Source organism: Rhizobium sp. G21 (assembly GCF_014158035.1).
Taxonomy (GTDB): Bacteria; Pseudomonadota; Alphaproteobacteria; order Rhizobiales; family Rhizobiaceae; genus Rhizobium_E.
In genome coordinates this window covers 108,189-130,312 of the sequence record NZ_JACFXW010000002.1, presented here as the reverse complement: position 1 = coordinate 130,312, position 22,124 = coordinate 108,189, and the positions used below count along the sequence as shown (strand labels likewise).

Here is a 22,124-nt window from a genome sequence, read left to right as displayed (position 1 = left end):
GAAGCAGAGACTGAATCGATGAAAATCACCAAGCTGACCACCTATATCGTCCCGCCGCGCTGGTGCTTCCTGAAGATCGAGACCGACGAGGGCGTCACCGGCTGGGGCGAGCCCGTCGTCGAGGGGCGCGCGCTGACGGTGGAAGCCGCCGTGCATGAACTCGCCGACTACCTGATCGGCAAGGATCCGTTCCTCATCGAAGACCATTGGCAGGTCATGTATCGCGCCGGCTTCTATCGCGGCGGCGCAGTCCATATGTCGGCGATCGCCGGCATCGACCAGGCGCTGTGGGATATCAAGGGCAAGGCGCTCGGCCAGCCCATCCATTCGCTGCTCGGCGGCCAGGTGCGCGACAGGATCAAGGTCTATAGCTGGATCGGCGGCGACCGCCCTTCCGACGTGGCCAACAATGCGCGTGACGTCGTCGCCCGCGGTTTCAAGGCCATCAAGCTCAACGGCTGCGAGGAGATGCAGATCGTCGACACCTGGGAAAAGGTGGAAAAGGCGGTCGAGACCATCGCCATCATCCGCGAGGCGGTGGGGCCGCATATCGGCATCGGCGTCGATTTCCACGGCCGGGTCCACAAGCCGATGGCCAAGGTGCTGGCCAAAGAGCTTCAGGCCTATAATCTCCTGTTCATCGAGGAACCGGTGCTGTCGGAAAACCGCGAGGCGCTCAAGGAAATCGCCAATCATTGCTCGACGCCGATCGCGCTCGGCGAGCGGCTCTATTCGCGCTGGGACTTCAAGGGCGTGCTATCAGACGGCTATGTCGACATTCTCCAGCCGGATCTCTCGCATGCCGGCGGCATAACCGAATGCCGCAAGATCGCGGCGATGGCGGAAGCCTATGACGTGGCGCTGGCGCCGCATTGCCCGCTCGGCCCGATCGCGCTCGCAGCCTGCCTGCAGGTGGACGCCGTCTCCTACAACGCCTTCATCCAAGAGCAGAGCCTCGGCATCCACTACAACAAGGCCAACGACATCCTCGACTACATCTCCAACAAGGAAGTGTTTCACTACGAAGACGGCTTCGTCTCGATCCCGCAGGGCCCCGGCCTCGGCGTCGAGGTGGACGAAGCCTATGTCATCGAACGCGCCAAGGAAGGCCATCGCTGGCGCAATCCCGTCTGGCGACATGCCGACGGATCGGTGGCGGAGTGGTGACACCGAAAGTCTGAAGACGCCGCGCACTTCTCCGACGCGACGGGTTCGTCGTCCGCGAACACTTCGCACATCCCTGATATCGCTTGGTAATATCCAGCTTCGAATATTGAATTTTTGCAAGATTTCGCGATTGTGGGCAGAGGAAACTTGCAAATTGCGCGGCCTGTCATCTCAAAGGCGGGGCACATCGACCATGGTCTGCTCACCGCCTCGAGCGAGGGTGTTCCGCAAGGTGGCGCTCTGTCAGCGCTCCTGTCCACCATCATGCTCCACGAGTTTGATATGTGGCTTGAGGCGAAATACCTTGGCGACAAGGCCCGCAAGGACCGATGGACACGGACGTCGGCATCGAGCAGGATCGCCCCATTACAGTTCGTGGGAACCGGCGATGGAGACCGGCTGAACTGATGGGGCGTTATCGCCCACGGCAGTTTCTGGAGGTCTCTCTTTTCCGGGCCAGGCCGTGAGGGCCACATCGATCAGTCGCTTCAGCCGCGTATTGCAGGCGCCATCGCATGCCTGTGCAGACATGCCCTGAACAATAGCGCCATAGAAGCGCGCGAGCGTGTCGGTGTCGGTTTGAACAGGCAGTTCACCCTCGTCGACCGCTCGATCGAAACGAGCTTTCAGCGTCTGGATCGAAGCCTCGCGCAATGCCGCCGTCATCCGTGCGACAGATGCGTTTTCTTCCGCATGCTGCAGGACCGCCGTTGCAACCATGCAGCCTCGCGGTCTGTCGGGCTGGGTGTCGCCATCGGCGATATCGTAGAGGTACAGTCTAAGGGCTTCGTATGTTGGACGACTGGATTGCAGGATCTCCAAACGTCGCCTGTTTTCACGGCTAACACTGAACTCAAGCGCCTGACGGTACAGTTCTTCCTTGGAGCCGAACATGGAATAAAGCGTCGGCGGATTGATACCCATAGCCTTGGTCAGGTCGGCTGTGGAGGTTCCCTCATAGCCGCGCTCCCAAAACAGGCGAGAAGCTATCTCAAGACCGACGTCGTGATCGAGCGCGCGCGGTCTTCCCCTTTTGCGAACTGGTTTCTCCATTTAAATAGCGATCCCTATTTAATAGTTGACATGAGGGTTTCGATGATTAATATAGAGGTCACTATTAAATTAATCAACGGAGCAAACGATGACCAACAGAATGGCAAACAAGATCGCCCTCATCACAGGAAGTTCACGCGGCATCGGCAGGGCGGTCGCGCTCGCGCTCGCGAAAGAGGGAGCCGCACTGATCGGGGTGCACTATAGCGCCAACGCCGACGCCGCCAACGCCACCGTGCGCGACATCGAGGCGCTCGGCGTCAAGGCCGTCGCGGTGAAGGCCGATCTTAGAGAGGGCAAAAACGCGGCCGACAGCCTTTGGGCGCAGTTCGGCGAAGCCGCGCGCACCGAAACGGGGTCGTCCGCTCTCGACATTCTGGTCAACAATGCTGGCATCGCCTTTGCCCTGCCGCTGAAGCAGACCAGCGAGGTTGCTTTTGATGAGGTGATGACGATCAATTACAAGGCGCCGTTCTTCCTTATCCAGGCGGTGGCCGATCATATTCGCGACAACGGTCGCATCATCAATGTGTCTACCGGCTTCACGCGGATCGCGGCGCCGACCCATCCGGCCTATGCGGCTTCGAAGGGCGCGCTGGAGACATTGACATTGGCGCTGGCGCCGGAATTCGCCACCCGCGGGATTACAGTCAATGCCGTACTGCCTGGCGTAACGGAGACGGACATGAATGCCGAGTGGCTGGCCTCGCCGGATGCGCGCGCCGGCGCCGAAGCGCTCTCGGTCTTCTCACGGGTCGGCAAGCCGGAAGACGTCGCCGACGTCATCGCCTTTCTCGCATCGAATGACGCGCGTTGGACGACGGGCCAGATGATTGATGCGACGGGTGGTGCCCGGATCTGATCGATCTCTGCGGCTTCTTACATTTTTTAGCCGAGTCGCAGCCTAGCCGTTGAGGTTACGGCCGCTCAGGCTCCATCAATGAGCGTGTTCGTCAGACGCATCCAGACACCGATATCTGAGAGCGGCGCCAGTAGGAACATGGCGCCGCTCAAATTGTTCTGGTCGGAGAAGGCATAGTGGCTGAGGAGGGGTGTTGACCTGCCGGATAGCGTTCGAGTGATCGGCATGCTCTACCTGGATCAGGTCGGCCTGCTCAGCGAAAAGATCGACGAACTGAGCCTGAAGCTTCGCGAGACCACGAAGTCGAATGAAGACATGCGAGGTCTCTGCACTGTTCCTGGCGCAGGGCCGGTAACCGCCGGCGCGATCCTTGCCTTCGCACCCGATCTTCGTGCTTTCAAAAGCGGTCGAAACTTGGCCGCCCGGCTCGGCCTCGTTCCAAGACAGCACTCGACGGGTGGAAAGACCTGTCCGGGCGGTGTCAGCAAAATGGGACAATCCGATATTCGCAGATTACTGATCGTAGGGGCCATGAGCCTTATTCGATGGATCGTCCGCAAGGGCGTGCTTCCAGACAATTGGCTCGGTCACATTCTCGGCCGGAAAGTGAGAATGGTCGCCGCCGTTGCACTCGCCAACAAGATGGCGCGCAGTATCTGGGCGATGATGACTGGGGAGCAGACTTACAGGATGGCGTGATCCGCTGTCTCCCTTGGCTGGCGATGCGGAAAATGCCTGGGGTGATGATCCCCGGTGAGAAGATCGACTGACGAAACCATGCGGAAAGGACTTCAATGTCCAGAATGGGGTAAGCAATCCCGGGGTTCGAGCCAACCAAGCTCTCTGAACCGATGTGAACCCTGTTATGCGAACTGCGGCCGCTGTCGAAATGCCTATGCATCCCGAAGAACAGCCGCTCCGGATGTTGGTTCGGACGATGAAAATCTTCGCCACAGCCCCCATGTCGACACAGGGGCCGTGGAACTGGGACGTCGCTCAGCTATGGGTGATCTTGGTGCCGAGGACGTTCAGGCATTCGCGCATGAAGGCGGCAAGTCCGGTCCAGCCCTTGGCGGACACCATGTTGCCGTCGACATAGGCTTCCGTCGGCTTGACGTCGATATAAATGCCGCCGACCGCCGTGACTTCGGGCTCGCAGGCGCCCAATCCCGCGACCTTGCGGCCCTTCAGCACGCCGGGCACTGCCATCAGGATCTGCACACCGTGGCAGATCGTGAAGATCGGCTTTCCCGTCTCGTGGAAATGGCGGACCATGTCCTGGATGCGCTTGTCGGTGCGGATATATTCAGGCCCACGACCGCCGGCTGCATAGACGGCGTCATAATCCTCCACCCGGACTTCCGAAAAGGTCTTGTTGATGTCGGCGTAGTGACCCAGCTTTTCCGTATAGGTCTGATCGCCTTCGAAATCGTGCAGCGAGGTCTTGATGCGGTCGCCGGCCTTCTTGTCGGGGCATACGACGTGCACGGTGTGACCCACGGCCTCCATGCCCTGCTGAAACACGAAGATCTCGTATTCTTCGGTGAACTCGCCGGTCAGCATGAGGATTTTCTTGCCACTCATGTCATGTCTCCTGTTTTCATGGTGTGGCGGCGCCCGGAACTGGCCGGGCGCCGCATTTGATCAGAACGGGGAATCGGGGAAGTAGAACTGATCGGCGTTTTCAGGCGTGATCAAGGGGGCGCCGAGCAGGAACGAACCGCGGACCGGAGCCTGACCGTTGAACTGCGCGGCGGTCATGTAGATCGCCGACTTGATCATCGACGGCGGATAAGGCGTCGAAATCGGCGTGCGCGCGTTCTTCGCCTTCACCATTTCGATGACCTGCTTCATCCCGTTGCCGCCCAGCGCATATTTGATGTCTTTGCGGCCGGCATTGTCGACAGCCTCCAGAACGCCGAGCAACATGTCGTCGTCGTTGGCCCAGACGGCGTCGATCTTCGGATATTTCGCCAGATAGTCCTGCATCAGCTTGAAGGCTTCGTCCTGGTTCCAGTTGGCGTACTGGATGTCGAGGATTTTGATGTTCGATTTGCCGATGACGTCGGAGAAGCCCTTGATCCGTTCGTCGTCGATCACGGTCGGAATGCCGCGCAATACGACGATCTGGCCTTCGCCTCCCAGCTTGTCCACCAGCCATTCGGCGGTGTTCGCGCCGACGGCGATGTTGTCGCCGGCCACATAGAGGTCCTGCACGCTCGGGTCGGTCAGACCACGATCGACCACGGAGATGAAGGTGCCCTTCTGCTTGATCTGCTCGACGGGTCCCGTCAGTTCTTCCGAGGTGAACGGCAGGATGACCAGCGCATCGAGCTTGCGACTCGCCGACAGATCCTCAAGAGCCGAAACCTGGGCGGGTGCCGACGACGCCGTCGACAGCACGACGTCGATGTCGGGGAATGCGGCTTCGATTTCCTTCTCCGCCTGCTCGGCGTGGTAGACGACGCCGCCGGTCCATCCATGCGTCGCGGCAGGGATCGAGACGGCGATCGTGACTTTCTTTTCCTGCGCCTCTGCCCCGGCGAACGACAGGGCGAACCCCATCGCGACGGTTGATAGGAACAGGCTGGTTCTCTGGATCGTAGACTTCATTTTCTCCTCCTTTGAAGTCGGTGCGGTTTTCAGCGGTTTGCGGTAAAGCGGTGCGCCAGCATGGCGATGATGATGATCGCGCCCTGAACGGCGGCGACGAGGTATTCCGAGACCATGTCGGACAGGACCATGACATTGGCGATGACCTCCAGGATGAGCGCGCCGGCAACGGTGCCGCCGATCCGGCCGCGACCGCCGCGAAGCAGCGTGCCGCCGATCACGACTGAAGTGATGACCTGCAATTCCCAGAGTTGACCCGTGGTCGGCGTCGCCGCGCCGAGGCGCGGCACGTAGCAGATGGCGGCGACCGCCACGCAGACGCCCTGGATCACATAGGCGACGGTGCGCACGGCCGGGACGTTCACACCCGAAAAGCGGGCGACTTCGACATTCGATCCGACGGAGGTCAGGCGGCGTCCGAACTTCGTCTTGTAGAGCAGAAAGCCCCCAGGATGACGATGACGAAGGTGATGAGCACCGGATAGGGAATGCCGAACAGGTTGCCGAAATAGACCGGCCGATACGCCTCGCGCAGACTGCGATCGATCGGCAGCGAGCCGCCATTGGTCATAAAGGTGATGAAGGCGCGAAAAATGCCCATCGTGCCCAGGGTCACGATGAAGGGTTCGATGCGCCCCACGCTGATGATCAGTCCGTTGAACAATCCGCACAGCGCGCCGACCAGCAACGCCGCTCCGGCGCCGATCACGATGGCCATGTCGCCGTAGGCGGGGCCAGGTAGTTCATCACCATGATCATGATGCCCGTCACGAAGGCCATCATCGAGCCGACTGAGAGATCGAGCCCGCCGGACGCGATGACGAAGGTGGCGCCGACCGCAATAATCGCGATGAAGGCGCTGCGCGTTATCACATTGATCAGATTTGCCGACGCGATGAAGTTGGAGTTCACCAGCGCCCCGAATATCACGATCACGGCAAGGGCGATAAAGGGCGCGAGATCCGCCCAGCGGATGGAGCGCCCCTCGTCAACCGGTGCGAGTGTTGTCGTCGCCACGTTCATGTCTGTCCTCCCCGTCGTTCGTGCGGCAAGCCGTCGTGGCCGCGTAAACGACATTCTCCTCGTTGATTTCCGCGCCGCGGAGCTCCTTGACGATCTGGCCTGCCCGCATCACGAGGACGCGGTCCGCCAGCCCGACCAGCTCGGCCATTTCCGACGAGATGACGATGCAGGCCTTGCCCGCCCGCACCATCGCGTCGATGAATTCATAGATCTGGCTCTTATTGCCGATATCGATGCCGCGGGTCGGCTCGTCGATGACGACGACGGCGGGATCCGCCAACATCACCTTGGCCAGCAACAGCTTTTGCTGGTTGCCGCCGGACAGCTTGCCGGCTTCGAGCCGCAGCGTGCGCACACGGATGTCGTAGGTCGCGACCGCCTGTTCCAAACGGGAACGTTCGCCGCGCGCATCCAGAATTTCGCGCGGATTGACCGCATCGAGCGCCTGCAGGGTTAGGTTGGGACCGAGCTTCTCCTCCAGAAGCAATCCTTTCCCCTTGCGATCCTCCGTCAGGTAGACCAAGCCGGCATCCATGAGCGAGCGGACCGATCTTTGCTCGATATCGCGGCCCTTCAGCCTGACGCGTTGGGCCTCCGAAGGACGAAGGCCGAGCAGTCCCTCGATCAGTTCGGTCCGCCCGGCGCCGATCATGCCGCCGATGCCCAGGACTTCTCCGGGATGCACGGCGAAGGAAACTCTGTGAGCGCCGTGATCGACGACGAGGCCCTCTACGACCAGGAGGGGGCTTCGGTGGGAGCCGGGCGCTTGTGCGGATACAGCATATCGAGTTCGCGGCCCACCATGAGCTCGGCCATTTCCCGCTGACCCAAGCCCGCGGCCGCCCATGTGCCGATCATGCAGCCGTCGCGCAGCACGGTGATGCGATCCGCGAGCGCCTGCACTTCGTCGAGCCGATGCGAAATGTAGAGAACCGCCACCCCTGATCGCGCAAAGCGCGGACGATATCCAGAAGCGCGGCCACCTCGTCATTGGCGAGGACGGCTGTAGGCTCGTCGAGAATGACGACTTTGCGCTCGTCGAGCAACGCCCGGGCGATCTGCACCAGTTGCCGCTGCGCGAGCGGCAGGTCCCGCCCGTCCCGCGGCCGGGCGCTGGATCCGACACGGGCGAGGAGCTCGGCGGCGCGGCGGTTCATCAGCCGATCGTTCACCATCAGGCCGCGGCCGATCTCGCGCCCCAGAAACAGGTTTTCCGCGACGGTGAGGTCCGCCGCCAGCAGGATTTCCTGATGGACGAGCACGATACCGGCGGCTTCCGCCTCTACCGCGTTGCGAAACGCGACCGGCCGCCCGTTCAGGAACAGTTGACCGGCCGTGGGAGAGATATGGCCGGACAACAGCTTCATCAAGGTCGACTTGCCGGCGCCGTTCTCTCCGATGATGGCGTGAACTTCCCCGGGATGGATATCGAGCGTGATGTCCGACAGCACGGTGATCGGGCCGAAGGCTTTGCCCAGCCCTTCGGCGCTCAAGGCGGCGACCGAGGCCTGCGCGGGCCGCGTCACGGATCCGGGAGAAAGAAGCGCGTTCATTCGAAAGCCGACAGCAGCCGGTCGCGCGACCGCTCGACATGGACGCGCATGGCGTCGAACGCCCGTTGCGGATCCCCCGCCCTGAAGGCGGCCAGCAGATTTTCATGCTCCTCGAGCGCTTCCTGCGTGACGCGGGTATGGAACATCAGCCGGAAGATATGCAGGTGGACATGCTGGTTCGACAATGTGGAGCGGATCACCTCATTGCCAGCGATTTTCATGATCGCGTCATGAAACTGCGCGTCGGCGCGGGCAAAGCGAGAATAGCGCGTGTTGCGATCGACGGGGGTCTCGCCATGGCCCATGTCGGCGGCAGAGTTTTCGAGCTGCTGCAGCGCTTCCGGAGTCATATTGAGAGCGGCCAGCCGCGCCACTTCGGGCTCCACCAGCAAGCGGAATGCGTATAGATCTTCGAATTGCTTGCGCGTCCATTGCGGAGCGGCGCTGTAGCCGATCAGATGTTCCTTGCGCACGAGGCCCTCGCGCTCGAGACGGCTCAGCGCCTCACGGATCGGCGTCTGGGAGACGCCGAGCTCTCGAGCGAAGACATCGATCGGGATCCGAGAGCCGGGCGCGATCTCCAGCGACATGAGCTGGTGATAGATGCTGTCGTACACTCCGTCGACCACACTGCTGGGGCGAAGAGTGTTTGACCTGCCTACCCTTTCCGTTGCGTGCGCCATTTCCAATTCCTGACTGCTGCTTGACATGGCGACATTCGTTGCAGATAAGATATCCTATGTCAAATACAATATCGTATATGATCTGATATAGGATTTGAAATGAAGGTGCAGCCGGAACGTCTGCGTGAAATTGGGATCCGGCTTCTGGAGAGGCGCGGGTCGCCCGCCGAAAATGCCTGGCTGCAGATGGATCTCTTCATCGAGGCCGAGTTGCGCGGTCTCGCCTCGCATGGCCTCCAACGTCTGCCGCTGCTGCTGTCGCGTCTCGACAAGGGTCTGGCCGACGCCTGCGCCCAGGGCGCGCATCACTGGAGCCGAAATTCGTTCCTCACCGTCGATGGCCAACGCGGCCTGGGACCGGTCATCGTCATGAACGCGATGCGGGAAATGCGGACCGGGCTGCGGAAAAACGGCCTGGCCATCGCCGCGATCCGCAACGCCAACCATATCGGCATGCTGGCTTATTATGTGGAGGCGGCGGTTGCGGACGGCATGATCGCCATCGCCATGTCGACGAGCGAAGCCCTGGTTCATCCCTTCGGCGGCACGCAGGCCATGCTGGGAACCAACCCGATCGCCATCGGCATACCGTGCGGGGAGCGACCGTTCATTCTCGATCTGGCGACCAGCATCGTCTCCATGGGAAAAATCAACAATTACGCCATGCGCGGCGCGCCGATTCCGCCGGATTGGGTCGTCGGCCCGGACGGCCGGCCGACGACGGACCCGCAGATTGCGAGAGCCGGCGCGATCGCTCCGTTCGGCGGCGCAAAGGTTACGGGCTGGGGCTGGCGGTTGAATTGTTGGTCGCCGCCCTCGCCGGTTCCGATCTCGCGCCCGATGTGCGCGGCACACTGGATGACGTCCATGCAGCCAACAAGGGCGACCTCATCATCCTGATAGACCCGACGGCGAGCGCCGGCCAAGCGCATCAGCTTGCGCACTATCTCGATCGGTTGCGTCAATCCCGGCCGCTAGACCCGGCAAATCCGGTGTCGGCGCCGGGCGACGGCGCGCGGGCGCGTCGCGCATCCGCCTTGGAAGCCGGCATCGACCTGCCGCAGTCACTTTTCGATCAACTCATCGCCCTCAAGGCCGCCTGAACATTTTTGGAGGACAGACCGAATGAACCTTTTCGCCACTTTGAGGGCGCCGCGAGAATTGCTGTTCGGCGCCGGCCAGCGACACGCCCTCGGCGCCATCGCCGCGCGCCTCGGCCGGCGCGCTCTGGTCGTCACCGACGCGCGCCTCGCCGAAGACGCCGATTTCCTCAGCCTCGTCGGCCAGATGGAAGCGGCCGGGCTCAAGGTCATGATCGACAGTTCCACGCTGCCGGATGCGCCGGTGAATTCAGCCGCCGCCAGCGCCGAGGCTGCGCGCGGTTTTGCGCCTGATGTCGTCGTCGGCGTCGGCGGCGGCTCCTGCCTGGATATGGCGAAATGCGTGGCCCTGCTCCTGACCTTTGGCGGTCGTCCGCAGGATTATTACGGCGAAAATGTCGTGCCCGGACCGGTCATGCCGCTGATCGCGATTCCGACCACCGCCGGGACAGGATCCGAAGTCACGCCCGTGGCGGTTCTCTCGGATGCCGAGCGCAGCCTGAAGGTCGGCATCTCGAGCCCGTATCTCATTCCCACGGTATCGATCTGCGATCCGGAGCTGACCCTGTCCTGCCCGCCGTCGCTGACGGCGATCGCCGGCGCGGACGCCTTGACCCATGCGATCGAGGCCTTCACGGCGATCAGGCGCGACCCCGTGCCGGGAATTTCCCAGCAACGCGTCTTCATCGGCAAGAACGAAATGTCGGATCATTTCGCGCTCCGGGCGATCGCCCTTCTTTGGCAGGGCCTGGAGGCCGCGCCAGGACGGCGCCGATGTCGCCGCACGTGAAAAGGTGATGCTCGGCGCAACATTGGCCGGCCTCGCTTTCGGCGTCGCCGGCACGGCCGCCGCCCATGCCATTCAATATCCGGTCGGCGCTCTGACCCATACGGCTCATGGCCTCGGCGTCGCCTGCCTCATGCCCTATGTCATGACGTGGAATACGCCGGTGATCGAAGCCGAACTGGTGGAGATCGCCCGTGCGACCGGCCTTGATGGACCCGGGCAGGTTATCCCGTCACTCGCGTCGCTGTTCTCCAGGATCGGCATCCCGGCCTCGCTCCGCGACCTCGGGCTCGATGAGGACCGTATCGACTGGGTGGCCGAGCAAAGCTCCGGCATCACCCGCCTTATCCAGAACAATCCCCGCCCCCTGAACCCATCCGAGATGCGCCGTCTCGTCGCCGCCGCCTATCATGGCGACCGCGCCGGCTTGAACTGATCGAAAGGAAGCCCCTCATGACACTCCAGACCAGGATCTCCGGCTATGCCGATCCGGCCCTTCACGCCGAAGGCCTGTTTATCGGCGGCGCATGGATAAAGCGCGGCGGCATCGCCGTGATCAATCCCTCCACCGGCGACAGGCTGGCGGACGTTGCCGACGCAACGGTCGAGGATGCTGCCCGCGCCGTCGACGCCGCCGAGGCCGCCGCCGGCGAATGGCGCGCCACCCCTGCCCGCAAGCGATCGGAAATCCTGCGCCGCTGGTTCGAGCTCATGACGCAGCATGCGGAAGAACTCGCCATGCTGATATCGCTCGAGAACGGAAAGGCGTTGCCGGATGCGCGCGGCGAGGTGGCCTACGCCGCCGAATTCTTCCGCTGGTACGCGGAAGAGGCGACGCGCATTCCCGGCGAATACCGCCGCACGCCATCCGGGTCACACAATATAATGGTCGATCACGAACCGATCGGCATCGCGGTTCTCATCACACCCTGGAATTTTCCGGCTGCGATGGCGACACGCAAGATCGGCCCTGCGCTCGCCGCCGGCTGCACCGTCATTCTGAAACCGGCATCGGAAACGCCGTTGACGGCTTACGCCATGGCCCGGCTCGGCGAACAGGCCGGCGTGCCCTCGGGCGTCGTGAATGTGCTCACCACGAGCAATCCGGCAAGCGTGACGAACGCCATGCTGGCCGATCCGCGCGTGCGAAAGCTGTCCTTCACCGGTTCGACCGGCGTGGGCCGCCATCTCCTTGCCGAAGCTGCGAAATCCGTGGTCAGCTGCTCCATGGAGCTCGGGGGCAACGCGCCTTTCATCGTGTTCGACGACGCCGATCTGGACGCCGCGCTCGACGGCGCCATGATCGCCAAGATGCGCAATGCGGGCGAAGCCTGCACGGCCGCCAACCGCTTTTACGCGCAGTCTGGGATACATGACGCTTTTGTCGCGGGCTTGACCAAGCGCATGGCCGGCCTGAAGATCGGTCCCGGCTACGATCCAGAGACACAATGCGGCCCCATGATCACGACGAATGCGGTGCGCAAGATCGATCGCCTGGTGTCGGAAGCGATCGCCGGCGGCGCCCGTGTGACGACGGGCGGCAAACCGCTCGAAGAGGGTGGTTACTTCTATCCCCCGACCGTGCTCGAAAACGTCCCCGTCGATGCGGCGATCGCGCGCGAGGAAATCTTCGGCCCGGTGGCCCCGGTCTACAAGTTCGACAGCGACGAGGAGGTCATTCGGCTTGCAAACGATACCGAATACGGCCTCGCCGCCTATATCTACAGCAAGGATCTGGCCCGCGCCCTGAGAGTCGGCAAACGCCTGGAGACGGGCATGCTGGGCATCAACCGCGGCCTGATGTCCGATCCCGCGGCGCCGTTCGGCGGCGTCAAGCAAAGCGGCCTCGGCCGTGAAGGCGGCGTGACTGGAATTCTGGAATTCATGGAGCCAAAATACTACGCCGTGGATTACTGACGGCAAGGAAAAGCGGATGTCCCCTGACCCCTATAAAATTCGTGACTTCGTGCCGGACTTCGATTCGATAGCCGATGCGTTTTCGGAGCGAAGCCGGATGCTTTCGGCCACAGCCGAAGTGATGGCCAATATCAAATATGGGTCAGGCGACCGGGAGACGGTCGACGTCATTCTGCCCAAACGCCCGCATGCGGGCGCCCCGCTTCACGTCTTCGTGCATGGCGGCTACTGGCGTTCCGGGGAGAAGCAGAATTACCGCCTCGTCGCGGCGCCGGTCCTGGCAGCGGGCGGCGTTGCCGCGATCGTGGAATACGACCTGATGCCGGGCGCGCGGCTCGATGTTCTGGTGGCGCAGGTCAGGCGATCGCTGCTCTGGCTGCAATCAAAGGCGAGCGACTTCGGCGCAGACCCGACAAAAACGACTGTCAGCGGCCATTCGGCCGGGGCCCACCTCGCCTCGTTCCTCGCCGCCCGTGGCGCCACGGAAACAGCCATGCCCCGCTTGCCCGCCGTACAGGCGCTGCTGCTGGTGAGCGGCATCTACGATCTCTCGGACATCCCGACGAGCTTCCTTCGCGACGAAGCGAAAATGTCGCCCGAAGAGGCGGCAGACTGGTCGCCGCTGACGTCGGCGCAGCTTCCGGGCCCCCGACGCATCATCGCCGTCGGGGCGGAGGAGACGGCGCCCTTTCAGGACCAGGCGGCGGCTTTCCATGCCCTGGCGAACGGTATCGGCGAGGGCGGCGACCTGGTGGTCGCGCCGGGGCTCAATCACATGAACATCGTCCTTGATCTCGCCGATCCCGACGGCATTCTCGGCCGGCGGCTGTTCGATCTGGTGGACGGGGCCTGGAAACGGCCTTAGCCGCCGAAATCGCCGATATTCAGCGCGTGCGCCGCCGAATGCGTCGGTCGGCTAACGGCTTGCGGCCCCGAACCGGGTCGCTTCCTCGAGAAGCCAGCGTTCGAAATCGACCATCGCCGGGGTTACGGGGTGCGAGTTCAACCGGGTCAGCCAATAACACCCCAAGGAAACGCTGTCGGCGAACGGCTGTTCGACTTGTCCCGATGACAGGAAGCGCTCGAACATCAGCGGCGGGCACAGGGCGACGCCCACCCCTGCAACGCGGCTTCCATCATCGCCAGCGACGAATCGAACATAATGTTGCCGGTGTTGAACCGCGCCGGCTCGTCGATGCCGGCCGCTGCGAACCAGCTCAGCCATTCGTCCGCCCGGTAGGAGCGCAGCAGAGTCTGGGCTTGAAGGTCCTCGGGACGTTTCAGGTGGCGCGCGATGCGCGGCAGGCACAATGGAGCCAGAGGCGCTTCGAAGAGGCGGACCGCATTTGTCCTATGCCAAGCCCCGTCGCCGAAGCGAATGGCGTAGTCGAGCCCCTCCGCCGCAATATCCACCCGATTGTTGTTGGTGGAGAGGCGGATATCGACATAGGGATGTGTCTTTCGAAACCCTTCGAGCCGTGGAAGCAACCATCCGACCGCGAAGGTTCCGACGCAGCCGAGATGAAGCGTTTCACGCAACCGCCCGCCTTCGAACCGATTGAGCATGTCCGCCATCCGGTCGAACGACTCTCGAAGTACGGGCAAGAGCGCCTCGCCCTCGTCTGTGATGCGCAAGCCTCGCGGCAGCCGTCGAAACAGCTTCGCCCCGAGCCGATCCTCGAGCAGCTTCACCTGGTGACTGACAGCCGCCTGCGTCACGCATAATTCGATTGCGGCTTTGGTGAAGCTCAGGTGCCGAGCCGACGCCTCGAAGGCGCGCAAGGCATTGAGGGGAAGAAAGGGTCTGACCATCATGCCCTAGAAAAATTTGGATCCGCCCCGATTTATCATCGTTTGCCGGAGGGGCAAAACTTTTCTACCCCGGCGGTGTCAAAAAAGGAGACACCGATGAAAATATGGAAGACGGCCACCGCTTTCGCCGTGACGGCGTTTCTGTCCGCAGGTTCGGCCTTCGCCTCGGATTTCGAGTTGGAACGCGCCTGCACCGTTGCCGCCGATGCGTCGACGGGTCGGGTGATCTACCGAAAGGGAGATTGCGACCAGCGTTTCTCCCCGGTATCCTCGTTCAAATTCCCTTTGGCGATCATGGGTTTCGACAGCGGCCTGTTGAAAAGCCCTCACGATCCGGTCTGGACCCTTCGCCCCGAATACAACGCATCGGCGCGGGAACAGGCTTTCAAGACGGTCGATCCGACGATCTGGGAGAAGGACTCCATCGTCTGGTTCTCCCAGCAACTGACCAGGAAGATGGGGCAGGAAAAGTTCGCCGACTATGTGGCCAAATTTAAATACGGCAATATGGACGTTTCGGGCGACCGGGGAAAAGGAAACGGGCTGACGCATGCCTGGCTGATGTCCTCGCTCACGATATCCCCGGACGAGCAGATCGATTTCCTGCTGCGCTTCAAGGGGCGCAAACTGCCCGTGAGCGAACAGGCTTACACGCTGACCGAAGCGACGATAGCGACCTTCCAGGGCAAGGATGGATGGGAGGTTCATGGCAAGACCGGAAGCGGCTCGCTTCGCGATACAGACAGAGGCGGGATCAACCGGAGGAAGCCGCAGGGCTGGTTCGTCGGCTGGGCCCGCAAAGGGGATCGGGAAATCGTATTCGCCCGACACGTCATCGGCAAGAAAAAGTCCGACACACCCGGCGGCCTCGAAGCGCGCGACACGCTTTTGACGGACATTCCGGTCATCGCCGCCAATCATTGAACCGCAATGCGCCCGCATGAATTGCTCAGTGCGAACAGGGCATGTGTGGGCGCGCACCGGAGCGGGTTTTGAGTAAAGCGTCCTGGCCCGTTGGGGCCCGGGATCTTGACCCGCCCGTCGGCCCTGAGATCCAGATGGACGGCGAGCCTCTCCGCCGCCGTCGACCTCCTGTCACCGCTGATGGGCGCGACGATATTGGGCCGGCGACATTTGATGCAGCCGGCGGAATGTCGCGCTCAGGGACGTGTCGGACTTGTATCCCACCGCGATGGCGATGTCGGAAATGGAGGCCTGCGTGGAGCGAAGCTTGGTCGCCGCGAGGCGCATCCGCCAACCCGTGAGATATTCCATCGGCGCCTCGCCGAGAAGGGCTTTGAAGCGGGCCGCAAATGCGGATCGTGATTGCCCGGCCTCATGCGCGAGGCTCTCGACGGTCCAATTCTCGGCAGGCTTGCTGTGAATGGCCTGAAGCGCGCGGGCGATATTGATATCGGTCAGGCCGGCGAGCCAGTTTTGCGCATGAGCATTGTCCGAAGCCAGGTGAATACGCAGGACACGGATGAAAATCATCCTGAGCAGATCATTGCTGATCTGGCGCGCGCCCGGCGCGGCGCTGCTCCATTCGCTGTCGAGCTCGGTGAGCAGCCAACCCATCGACGCGGCGCGTTCGCCACGTATAATCATCACCGGCGGCAGCGCCTGGGTGAGCAGGGCGCCGTCCGTCCCGTCGACCACCACACTTCCTCCGAGAATGACAAAATCGTCGCCGTCGCCGATCGATCCGGCGAGGCTATCGGATGCAAAGACCTGTCGCGCTGAAATGGTCGGCCCCTCGGGCTCGCTCGACAGGATGAACGGCGCACCTGCGACGACGACGCAATCGCCGGCCTGAAGCTCGATCGGCGGCTGTCCGTCGAGCCTGAGCCAGCAACGGCCCTTTCGCACGGCGTTGAACTTGAGATGGGACGGCATGGGGAAATCGACTCCCCAACGGCCTCCGGCTTTGAGGCTGATCGAGCAGCGCGCCTGCGCCTGAATGGTCGCGAGGACATCCGACAATACATCGGCAGTCTGGTTTTGGACGATCACGACGAAATCCTGGACGTCTGGCGCTGGCTCGTCCTCCATATAGGCCCTATCTCACTCTCTTGAAAGACCAACCAGGAGTTCGACATGCGCCAGCAACCCATCGCTTCCCCTCACAATGCTCACAGCACGGCGTCCGAGGTCGCGCGGGAGATCGATCTGTCCGGAAAAACCGCCATCGTCACCGGCGGTTATTCAGGATTGGGGTTGGAGACGACGCGCGCGCTCATCGCTACCGGCGCGACCGTCATCGTCCCGGCGCGTGATGTGAGCAAAGCGGAAGACGCATTGCACGGACTGACGGGCGTCGAAATCGTATCGATGGACCTGATGGATCGGCGATCGGTCGAGACCTTCGCCGCATCCTTTCTGCAGCGTGATCTGGCGCTGCCGATCCTGATCAACAGCGCCGGCGTCATGGCTTCGCCGCTGTTTCGAGACGGGAATGGGCATGAGGGGCAATTCGCGACGAACCATCTCGGTCATTTCCGGCTGGTGAAAGGCCTGTGGCCGGCGCTCGCCAAAGCGGAGGGCGCGCGCGTGATCAGCGTGTCGTCGCGCGGCCACCAGATTGCGGGCGTGGATTTCGACGACATCGATTTTCACGTGCGGCCCTATGATCGCTGGATCGCCTATGGCCAGTCCAAGACCGCCAATATCCTGTTCTCGGTGGAATTGGACAGGCGGGGCGCAGACGACGGCATCCGCGCCTTTTCACTGCATCCCGGCCAGATCCTGACGAATCTCGCGCGACATCTGTCGGATGAGGATATCGCCGGGTTCGATGCGCTGGACGAGCATGGCAACCCGATCGTCGATCCCGACAAAGGCATGAAATCACCCGAGCAGGGGGCTGCGACCAGCGTCTGGGCGGCGACGACCCCGCTCCTGAACGACAAGGGCGGCCTCTATCTGGAGGATTGCAACATAGCGCCGCTATACTCCGGAGACGCCGCACGCAAGGGCGTGGCGCCCTACGCCATCGATCCCGACCTGGCGGCGCGACTATGGGACCTGTCGGAGCGGCTTTGACGGGAGCGCCGGCAATATGCTGAGCCCAACGTTGACGATTCATCCTTGAGCTTTCGCGCCTCAGCGATCTGGCCATAGCCTGAAGGCTGTGGGCGACGCAGCACCCTCCAAGCCGCCCGGAAGCCTTTGTTTCGGCGCCCGCCTCAATCGACGTTGAGTGCCCTCCGACGACAATTCCAAACCGGGGAGAATGACATCGACCAAGGCTCACGATCTCCGGCCGCGGACACGCGTCCGGCGGTGGAAGCGCTCGCCTGCGGATCGGCTCGACACTCGGTTCCCGGGCGCCGCCCTGCGCTCGGGAATTCATTCGTGATCGATCAGCATTCAATCCGCAGACGGGACAAGCGATCGCGCATAAACCGACGTCGCCCTAGCTGGTGGGGCGGCGCCGATTGTCGAATCCGGGGTGCGATGGGCGTGACTGGCTGGGAGTCCGGGCCCCTGAACCTGTTGCGTCAGCATTCTCCGCGTCGCCGGCTGCGACCAGACGAAAAATTTCGGCGTTGACACTGGCTCCTCATAAATCTACCATTTCTATATACAAAGGAGCTTCCTATGCAGGTTGATATCGCCGTGATCGGCGGAGGGTTCTCGGCGGTGGCGACCGTCATCAACGTCCTCGATCGTCTCGGTCAGGACAAATCGATCGCGCTGGTGTCGCGATCAAGCGGTCTGGGGCGCGGCGTGGCCTATTCGACCACCGAGGCCAAGCATCGTCTGAACGTTCCCGCTGGCCGGATGAGCCTCTTGGCCGACAAAGCGGATCATCTCTGTCAATGGCTCGCCGAAGAAGCGACGGAGTTCGGCCCGGAGGACTTCATCCCCGGCAGCTATATGGTCGCTATCTGCAGGAAACGCTGGCGGACAGACTGCTGCGCGCCGACAACAGCGCCCAAGTATGGCTCGTCGACGCCGACGTGATCGACTGTGAGCAGATGACGGACCAGCAGCAAGTGTATCATTTGACGGACGGACAGTTGCTACAGGCCAAAAGAGCATTTTCTGCATCGGCGGCACACCTGCGGGTCTGCCGATTCCCCGGAGAAACTGGCGCCGGATGCGCGATCTCACATATGCCTGAACGTGTGGTCTGATCCGTGGATGGAAAGGGTGGATCCAGATGACGACATCGTCATGCTCGGCTCTGGACTGACCATGATCGATCAGGTCCTGTCCCTCGAGGCTCGTCGTCACCGCGGTCGCATCCAGGTGATTTCGCGCCATGGCCTCACGCCTTTGCCGCACCGGGTACCCCGCAGCCATCCTGTTGCCCCGACTTTCGAGCCGGGCACGACGCCGCTGAGCGGCATGATGAAGGCGCTGCGTGAGGCGGCTTCCAAAACCGAGGATTGGCGCGCCGTCGTCGACGGACTTCGGCCCGTCACACAGGCGCTCTGGCAGCAACTATCGACGGCCGAACGCGCCCGCTTTCTCAGGCACGCCAATGCCTGGTGGAGCATTCACCGCCATCGCCTCGCGCCAGATATGTGGGAGAGCTTCTCACGGATGCGCCAGTCCGGCCAGGTCACCGTGACGGCCGGCTGGCTCAAAGAAATCTACCATGCCGGCGGCAAGGTGCGTTCCGCCTATCTCGACCGCCATTCCAGAACACTACGGCAGATCAGCTCAGACTGGCTGGTCAATTGCACCGGGATGGAGCGTTGTTCGATTTCCAAGACGCCGCTTCTGAAGAAAATGTCCTCGCGCGGAATGATCAGCAGCGATGTGATGGGTCTCGGTCTGGCGGTAGACCGGGACTCCCGACTGATCGACGCGGCGGGCGTCGTGTCCCGATCGGCCTTTGCGCTCGGGCCGATGACGGTCGGCCAGTTCTTCGAAATTTTCGCCGTGCCCGACATCCGGGTGCAGGCCGCGGCTGTCGCCGAGCGGATCGCGCAAGACTTGTCCTGACGCGCTCATCGCCGCCGGAGCAATCCGCGACCGACACAGACAGAAGGAAGCACGCGCGATGCTCACCAAAAAGGGAAAATATGGTTTGAAGGCGATGCTCGCCCTCGCCTCCCTGCCGGACGGCGAAATGGCGTTCGCCGCCGAGATCGCTCTGGCCGAGCGCATTCCCAAGAAGTTTCTCGACACTATTCTGTTGGAACTGCGACGAAGCGGTCTGGTCAGGTCGCGCAAGGGTCCCGCCGGCGGCTATGCTCTGGCGCGTCGCGCCGAGGATATTTCCATCGGAGCCTGCATGCGGGTGCTGGACGGGCCGCTCGCTCCGATCAGCTGCGCGAGCCGGACCGCCTTCGCTCCCTGCCAAGATTGCAGCGACGTGGCGGGATGCCTGGTGCGCAGGGCCATGACGGAAGTCCGCGACGCCATTTCGGATATTCTCGATGCCCAGACGCTGGCCGATCTGTCCAGACTGGAGAAGAATGGGCTTTCGACGCTTCGACGTCCGCATTTGCCTGTTTCGGATTAAAGGTCCCGGAACGGTTGGAACGGAAATCTCATCTTAAGGCAAAATTCGCAAAAATATATTATAGACTAATTCGGTAGATTATATAGATTTGAATCACAGACAATGGGAGCCGACCTGAAATGATCAACCGCCGCCACACATTGAAACTCGCCGCAGCAGCCGGCGCTTCGACATTGTTCATGGGCTCGGGCGCAGCCGTCCGAGCAGCGGAAGAAGTCAGGCTCCGCATCGGATGGCAGAAATTCGGCATTCTCGCGCTCGCCAAGAGCCGCGGCGTGCTCGAAACGCGGCTCAGAGATCGGAACGTCTCGATCGAATGGTCCGAGTTCAATTCGGGGCCGCCGCTGCTCGAGGCATTGGGCGCCAATGCCGTCGACTTCGGCCCCACCGGCGACGTGCCGCCGCTTTTCGCCCAGGCTGCGGGCGGCAATCTCCTCTATGTCGGCACCTATAAGCCGCCGGCGGCGTTTCATGGCCTTCTCGTCAAGAAGGATTCCCCGATTCAGAAAATCGAGGATTTGAAGGGCAGGAAAGTCGCTTACAAGAGGGGCTCGTCAGCCCATAACTTCGCCTTCAAAGCGCTCGGCAAAGTCGGCCTGACGCCTCAAGACATCGAGAGTGTCGACCTGCCCCCGCCCGACGCCGCAGCAGCATTCAAGAATGGCTCGGTCGACGCTTGGGCGATCTGGGATCCGTTCTTCGCGGTCGCTCAGTCCGATCCGGAAACCCGACTGCTGGCGACATCCGAAGGCATCGTCGACGCTTGGGGTTATTTCCTCGGCAACGGCGACTTTGTCGCGGCCCACCCCGAACTGGTGGTCGAGATCCTCGACGAACTCGCGAAACTGGGCAAGGCGGCCCAGTCGGATATCGACGGCACCGCCAAGGCTCTGTCCGATATCACCGGCGTCAAGGAGGATATCACGAAAGCGACGCTGACCCGCGCCGGTTCCGATCTTGCGGCGGTGGCGACGGTGTCGGATGCGGCCATACAGTACCAGCAGCAGCTCGCGGACGACTTCTATGCCTACAAGGTCCTGCCGCGACAATTGACGGTAAGCGACATCGTCTGGCGGCCCAAGCAGTCCTGATATCAGCCTCAACAGGAGAATGTCATGATCCGGCGAAGACACCTCATTTCATTGGCGGCCGCCGCAACCCTTCCCCTGCCCGGCGTCCTCAGAGCGGCCCCGGCGCTGAAGATCCGGTTGGGCTGGCAGAAAAATGGCGTGCTTGCCCTCGCCAAGGCGCAAGGCGCTCTGGAGAAGCGTCTGGCGGGCAAAGGCGTCGATATCGCCTGGTCCGAATTCTCGTCAGGCCCGCCGCTTCTCGAAGCGCTCGGCGCCGACGCGCTCGACTTCGGGCCGACCGGCGATGTTACGCCGCTTTTCGCCCAGGCGGCGGGCGGCAATCTTCTCTATGTCGGCGCCTATCAGGGCGCGGCGTCCGGTTCGGCGATCCTCGTTCACAAAGACAGCGACATCACGAACCTGGCCGGTCTCAGGGGTAGAAAACTGGCTTTCAAGCGCGGCTCCTCAGCGCATAACTTCGCCGTCAAGGCCCTGCGCAAGGGCGGATTGACCACCGACGACGTTACGCCGGTCGACCTTCCACCCCCGACGCGGCGGCGGCTTTCAAGACCGGGGCCATCGACGCCTGGGCGATCTGGGACCCCTATTTCGCTGTGGCGGAAGAAGATCCGCAAGCGCGCGTGTTGACGACGGCCGAAGGCATCGCCGAGAGCTGGAGCTTCTTTCTCGGCAATCGCGCCTTCACCGAGAGTCATCCGGGAATCGTGCTCGAAATCATCGACGAGCTGAAGAAGGTCGGCGTCGCCGCACAGGCGGATATAGATAGAACCGTCCCGGCTCTGTCGGCCATCACCGGCGTGCCGGAGGCTGTCACCCGCAAGGCGCTCACCCGTCCCGGCTTCGATCTCGGCAAGGTCTATCTGCTCCCCAAGGAGGCGGAGGCCTATCAACAGGCGCTCGCCGACGAATTCCACGACATCGGCGTGCTGCCGCGCAAACTCGACATCAGCGACATCGTCTGGCGACCGAAGGCCAGCTGACCCG

At 62.3% G+C, this 22,124-nt stretch carries 15 protein-coding genes and 7 pseudogenes; 14 read left to right on the top strand and 8 right to left on the bottom strand.

Annotated features, from left to right (window positions below; genetic code table 11):
- Positions 1–18: 18 nt before the first annotated feature.
- On the top strand, positions 19–1,167 hold the full coding sequence (gene dgoD, locus H2O14_RS21915; RefSeq protein WP_182829566.1) for a galactonate dehydratase: 1,149 nt from the start codon (positions 19–21) through the stop codon (positions 1,165–1,167).
- Positions 1,168–1,533: 366 nt separating this feature from the next.
- Here dgoD and H2O14_RS21910 read toward each other — a convergent pair whose 3' ends face one another.
- Positions 1,534–2,220 carry a TetR/AcrR family transcriptional regulator gene (locus H2O14_RS21910; protein WP_182829565.1) on the bottom strand — a complete coding sequence of 229 codons (687 nt, stop codon included), beginning with the start codon at positions 2,218–2,220 and terminating at the stop codon, positions 1,534–1,536.
- A gap of 88 nt (positions 2,221–2,308) precedes the next feature.
- Between H2O14_RS21910 and H2O14_RS21905 the strand changes: the two genes are divergently transcribed.
- Both H2O14_RS21905 and H2O14_RS21900 read left to right on the top strand, forming a co-directional pair.
- On the top strand, positions 2,309–3,082 hold the full coding sequence (locus H2O14_RS21905) for an SDR family oxidoreductase (RefSeq protein WP_182829564.1): 774 nt from the start codon (positions 2,309–2,311) through the stop codon (positions 3,080–3,082).
- Between the two features lie 225 nt (positions 3,083–3,307).
- Positions 3,308–3,781, top strand: a complete 474-nt coding sequence (locus H2O14_RS21900; RefSeq protein ID WP_246697755.1) for a transposase — start codon at positions 3,308–3,310, stop codon at positions 3,779–3,781.
- 297 nt (positions 3,782–4,078) lie between these two features.
- Here the strand turns inward: H2O14_RS21900 and H2O14_RS21895 are convergent, their stop codons facing one another.
- From H2O14_RS21895 to H2O14_RS21875, 5 genes and pseudogenes are all read right to left on the bottom strand, one after another.
- Positions 4,079–4,666, bottom strand: coding sequence for a DJ-1/PfpI family protein (locus H2O14_RS21895; RefSeq protein ID WP_182829563.1), 588 nt, complete (start codon positions 4,664–4,666; stop codon positions 4,079–4,081).
- A 60-nt stretch (positions 4,667–4,726) separates the two neighbouring features.
- A complete protein-coding gene (locus H2O14_RS21890; RefSeq protein WP_182829562.1) occupies positions 4,727–5,695 on the bottom strand; it encodes a substrate-binding domain-containing protein in 969 nt (322 codons plus the stop codon).
- Between the two features lie 29 nt (positions 5,696–5,724).
- Positions 5,725–6,718: pseudogene (locus tag H2O14_RS21885) on the bottom strand (ABC transporter permease).
- Positions 6,684–8,271 (bottom strand): annotated as a pseudogene (locus H2O14_RS21880) (sugar ABC transporter ATP-binding protein). Before H2O14_RS21880 ends, H2O14_RS21885 begins: the two co-directional pseudogenes overlap by 35 nt.
- Positions 8,268–8,954 (bottom strand): GntR family transcriptional regulator, encoded by a 687-nt coding sequence (locus tag H2O14_RS21875; protein ID WP_182829561.1) that lies wholly within the window; start codon positions 8,952–8,954, stop codon positions 8,268–8,270. The pseudogene H2O14_RS21880 and the gene H2O14_RS21875 overlap by 4 nt, the downstream one beginning before the upstream one ends.
- A 99-nt stretch (positions 8,955–9,053) precedes the next feature.
- On the opposite strand from H2O14_RS21875, the pseudogene H2O14_RS21870 reads away from it, so the two are divergent.
- From H2O14_RS21870 to H2O14_RS21855, 4 genes and pseudogenes are all read left to right on the top strand, one after another.
- Positions 9,054–10,057: pseudogene (locus tag H2O14_RS21870) on the top strand (Ldh family oxidoreductase).
- A gap of 22 nt (positions 10,058–10,079) precedes the next feature.
- Positions 10,080–11,277: pseudogene (locus H2O14_RS21865) on the top strand (iron-containing alcohol dehydrogenase).
- A 17-nt stretch (positions 11,278–11,294) separates the two neighbouring features.
- Positions 11,295–12,758: an NAD-dependent succinate-semialdehyde dehydrogenase gene (locus tag H2O14_RS21860; RefSeq protein ID WP_182829560.1), complete on the top strand. Its 1,464-nt coding sequence runs from the start codon at positions 11,295–11,297 to the stop codon at positions 12,756–12,758.
- A gap of 16 nt (positions 12,759–12,774) precedes the next feature.
- A complete protein-coding gene (locus tag H2O14_RS21855; protein WP_182829559.1) occupies positions 12,775–13,623 on the top strand; it encodes an alpha/beta hydrolase in 849 nt (282 codons plus the stop codon).
- A 51-nt stretch (positions 13,624–13,674) separates the two neighbouring features.
- On the opposite strand, the pseudogene H2O14_RS21850 reads toward H2O14_RS21855, so the two are convergent.
- Positions 13,675–14,570: pseudogene (locus tag H2O14_RS21850) on the bottom strand (LysR family transcriptional regulator).
- Positions 14,571–14,666: 96 nt separating this feature from the next.
- Between H2O14_RS21850 and blaOXA the strand changes: the two are divergent.
- Positions 14,667–15,494 (top strand): class D beta-lactamase, encoded by an 828-nt coding sequence (gene blaOXA / locus H2O14_RS21845; RefSeq protein ID WP_182829558.1) that lies wholly within the window; start codon positions 14,667–14,669, stop codon positions 15,492–15,494.
- A 171-nt stretch (positions 15,495–15,665) separates the two neighbouring features.
- On the opposite strand, the gene H2O14_RS21840 is transcribed toward blaOXA, so the two are convergent.
- Entirely contained in the window at positions 15,666–16,583 is a 918-nt protein-coding gene (locus H2O14_RS21840; RefSeq protein WP_182829557.1) for an AraC family transcriptional regulator, read from the bottom strand.
- Positions 16,584–16,667: 84 nt separating this feature from the next.
- Between H2O14_RS21840 and H2O14_RS21835 the strand changes: the two genes are divergently transcribed.
- The 6 genes and pseudogenes from H2O14_RS21835 (at position 16,668) to H2O14_RS21810 (ending at position 22,120) form a co-directional block, all read left to right on the top strand.
- Complete coding sequence (locus tag H2O14_RS21835; protein ID WP_182829556.1) at positions 16,668–17,612, top strand: oxidoreductase; 945 nt, start codon at positions 16,668–16,670, stop codon at positions 17,610–17,612.
- A gap of 558 nt (positions 17,613–18,170) precedes the next feature.
- Positions 18,171–18,709, top strand: a pseudogene (locus H2O14_RS21830) (FAD/NAD(P)-binding protein).
- Positions 18,710–18,725: 16 nt separating this feature from the next.
- Complete coding sequence (locus tag H2O14_RS21825; protein WP_182829554.1) at positions 18,726–19,526, top strand: FAD/NAD(P)-binding protein; 801 nt, start codon at positions 18,726–18,728, stop codon at positions 19,524–19,526.
- Between the two features lie 58 nt (positions 19,527–19,584).
- Positions 19,585–20,049: an Rrf2 family transcriptional regulator gene (locus tag H2O14_RS21820; RefSeq protein ID WP_182829553.1), complete on the top strand. Its 465-nt coding sequence runs from the start codon at positions 19,585–19,587 to the stop codon at positions 20,047–20,049.
- Positions 20,050–20,168: 119 nt separating this feature from the next.
- Positions 20,169–21,140, top strand: coding sequence for an aliphatic sulfonate ABC transporter substrate-binding protein (locus tag H2O14_RS21815; protein ID WP_182829552.1), 972 nt, complete (start codon positions 20,169–20,171; stop codon positions 21,138–21,140).
- A 24-nt stretch (positions 21,141–21,164) separates the two neighbouring features.
- Positions 21,165–22,120 (top strand): annotated as a pseudogene (locus tag H2O14_RS21810) (aliphatic sulfonate ABC transporter substrate-binding protein).
- Positions 22,121–22,124: the final 4 nt, after the last annotated feature.

What these genes read in the sequence shown, in the direction of transcription:
- dgoD (WP_182829566.1), top strand. Translation starts at nt 19, where the DNA reads ATGAAAATCACCAAGCTGACCACCTATATCGTCCCGCCGCGCTGGTGC.
- H2O14_RS21910 (WP_182829565.1), bottom strand. Translation starts at nt 2,220, where the DNA reads ATGGAGAAACCAGTTCGCAAAAGGGGAAGACCGCGCGCGCTCGATCAC.
- H2O14_RS21905 (WP_182829564.1), top strand. Translation starts at nt 2,309, where the DNA reads ATGACCAACAGAATGGCAAACAAGATCGCCCTCATCACAGGAAGTTCA.
- H2O14_RS21900 (WP_246697755.1), top strand. Translation starts at nt 3,308, where the DNA reads ATGCTCTACCTGGATCAGGTCGGCCTGCTCAGCGAAAAGATCGACGAA.
- H2O14_RS21895 (WP_182829563.1), bottom strand. Translation starts at nt 4,666, where the DNA reads ATGAGTGGCAAGAAAATCCTCATGCTGACCGGCGAGTTCACCGAAGAA.
- H2O14_RS21890 (WP_182829562.1), bottom strand. Translation starts at nt 5,695, where the DNA reads ATGAAGTCTACGATCCAGAGAACCAGCCTGTTCCTATCAACCGTCGCG.
- H2O14_RS21875 (WP_182829561.1), bottom strand. Translation starts at nt 8,954, where the DNA reads ATGGCGCACGCAACGGAAAGGGTAGGCAGGTCAAACACTCTTCGCCCC.
- H2O14_RS21860 (WP_182829560.1), top strand. Translation starts at nt 11,295, where the DNA reads ATGACACTCCAGACCAGGATCTCCGGCTATGCCGATCCGGCCCTTCAC.
- H2O14_RS21855 (WP_182829559.1), top strand. Translation starts at nt 12,775, where the DNA reads ATGTCCCCTGACCCCTATAAAATTCGTGACTTCGTGCCGGACTTCGAT.
- blaOXA (WP_182829558.1), top strand. Translation starts at nt 14,667, where the DNA reads ATGAAAATATGGAAGACGGCCACCGCTTTCGCCGTGACGGCGTTTCTG.
- H2O14_RS21835 (WP_182829556.1), top strand. Translation starts at nt 16,668, where the DNA reads ATGCGCCAGCAACCCATCGCTTCCCCTCACAATGCTCACAGCACGGCG.
- H2O14_RS21820 (WP_182829553.1), top strand. Translation starts at nt 19,585, where the DNA reads ATGCTCACCAAAAAGGGAAAATATGGTTTGAAGGCGATGCTCGCCCTC.
- H2O14_RS21815 (WP_182829552.1), top strand. Translation starts at nt 20,169, where the DNA reads ATGATCAACCGCCGCCACACATTGAAACTCGCCGCAGCAGCCGGCGCT.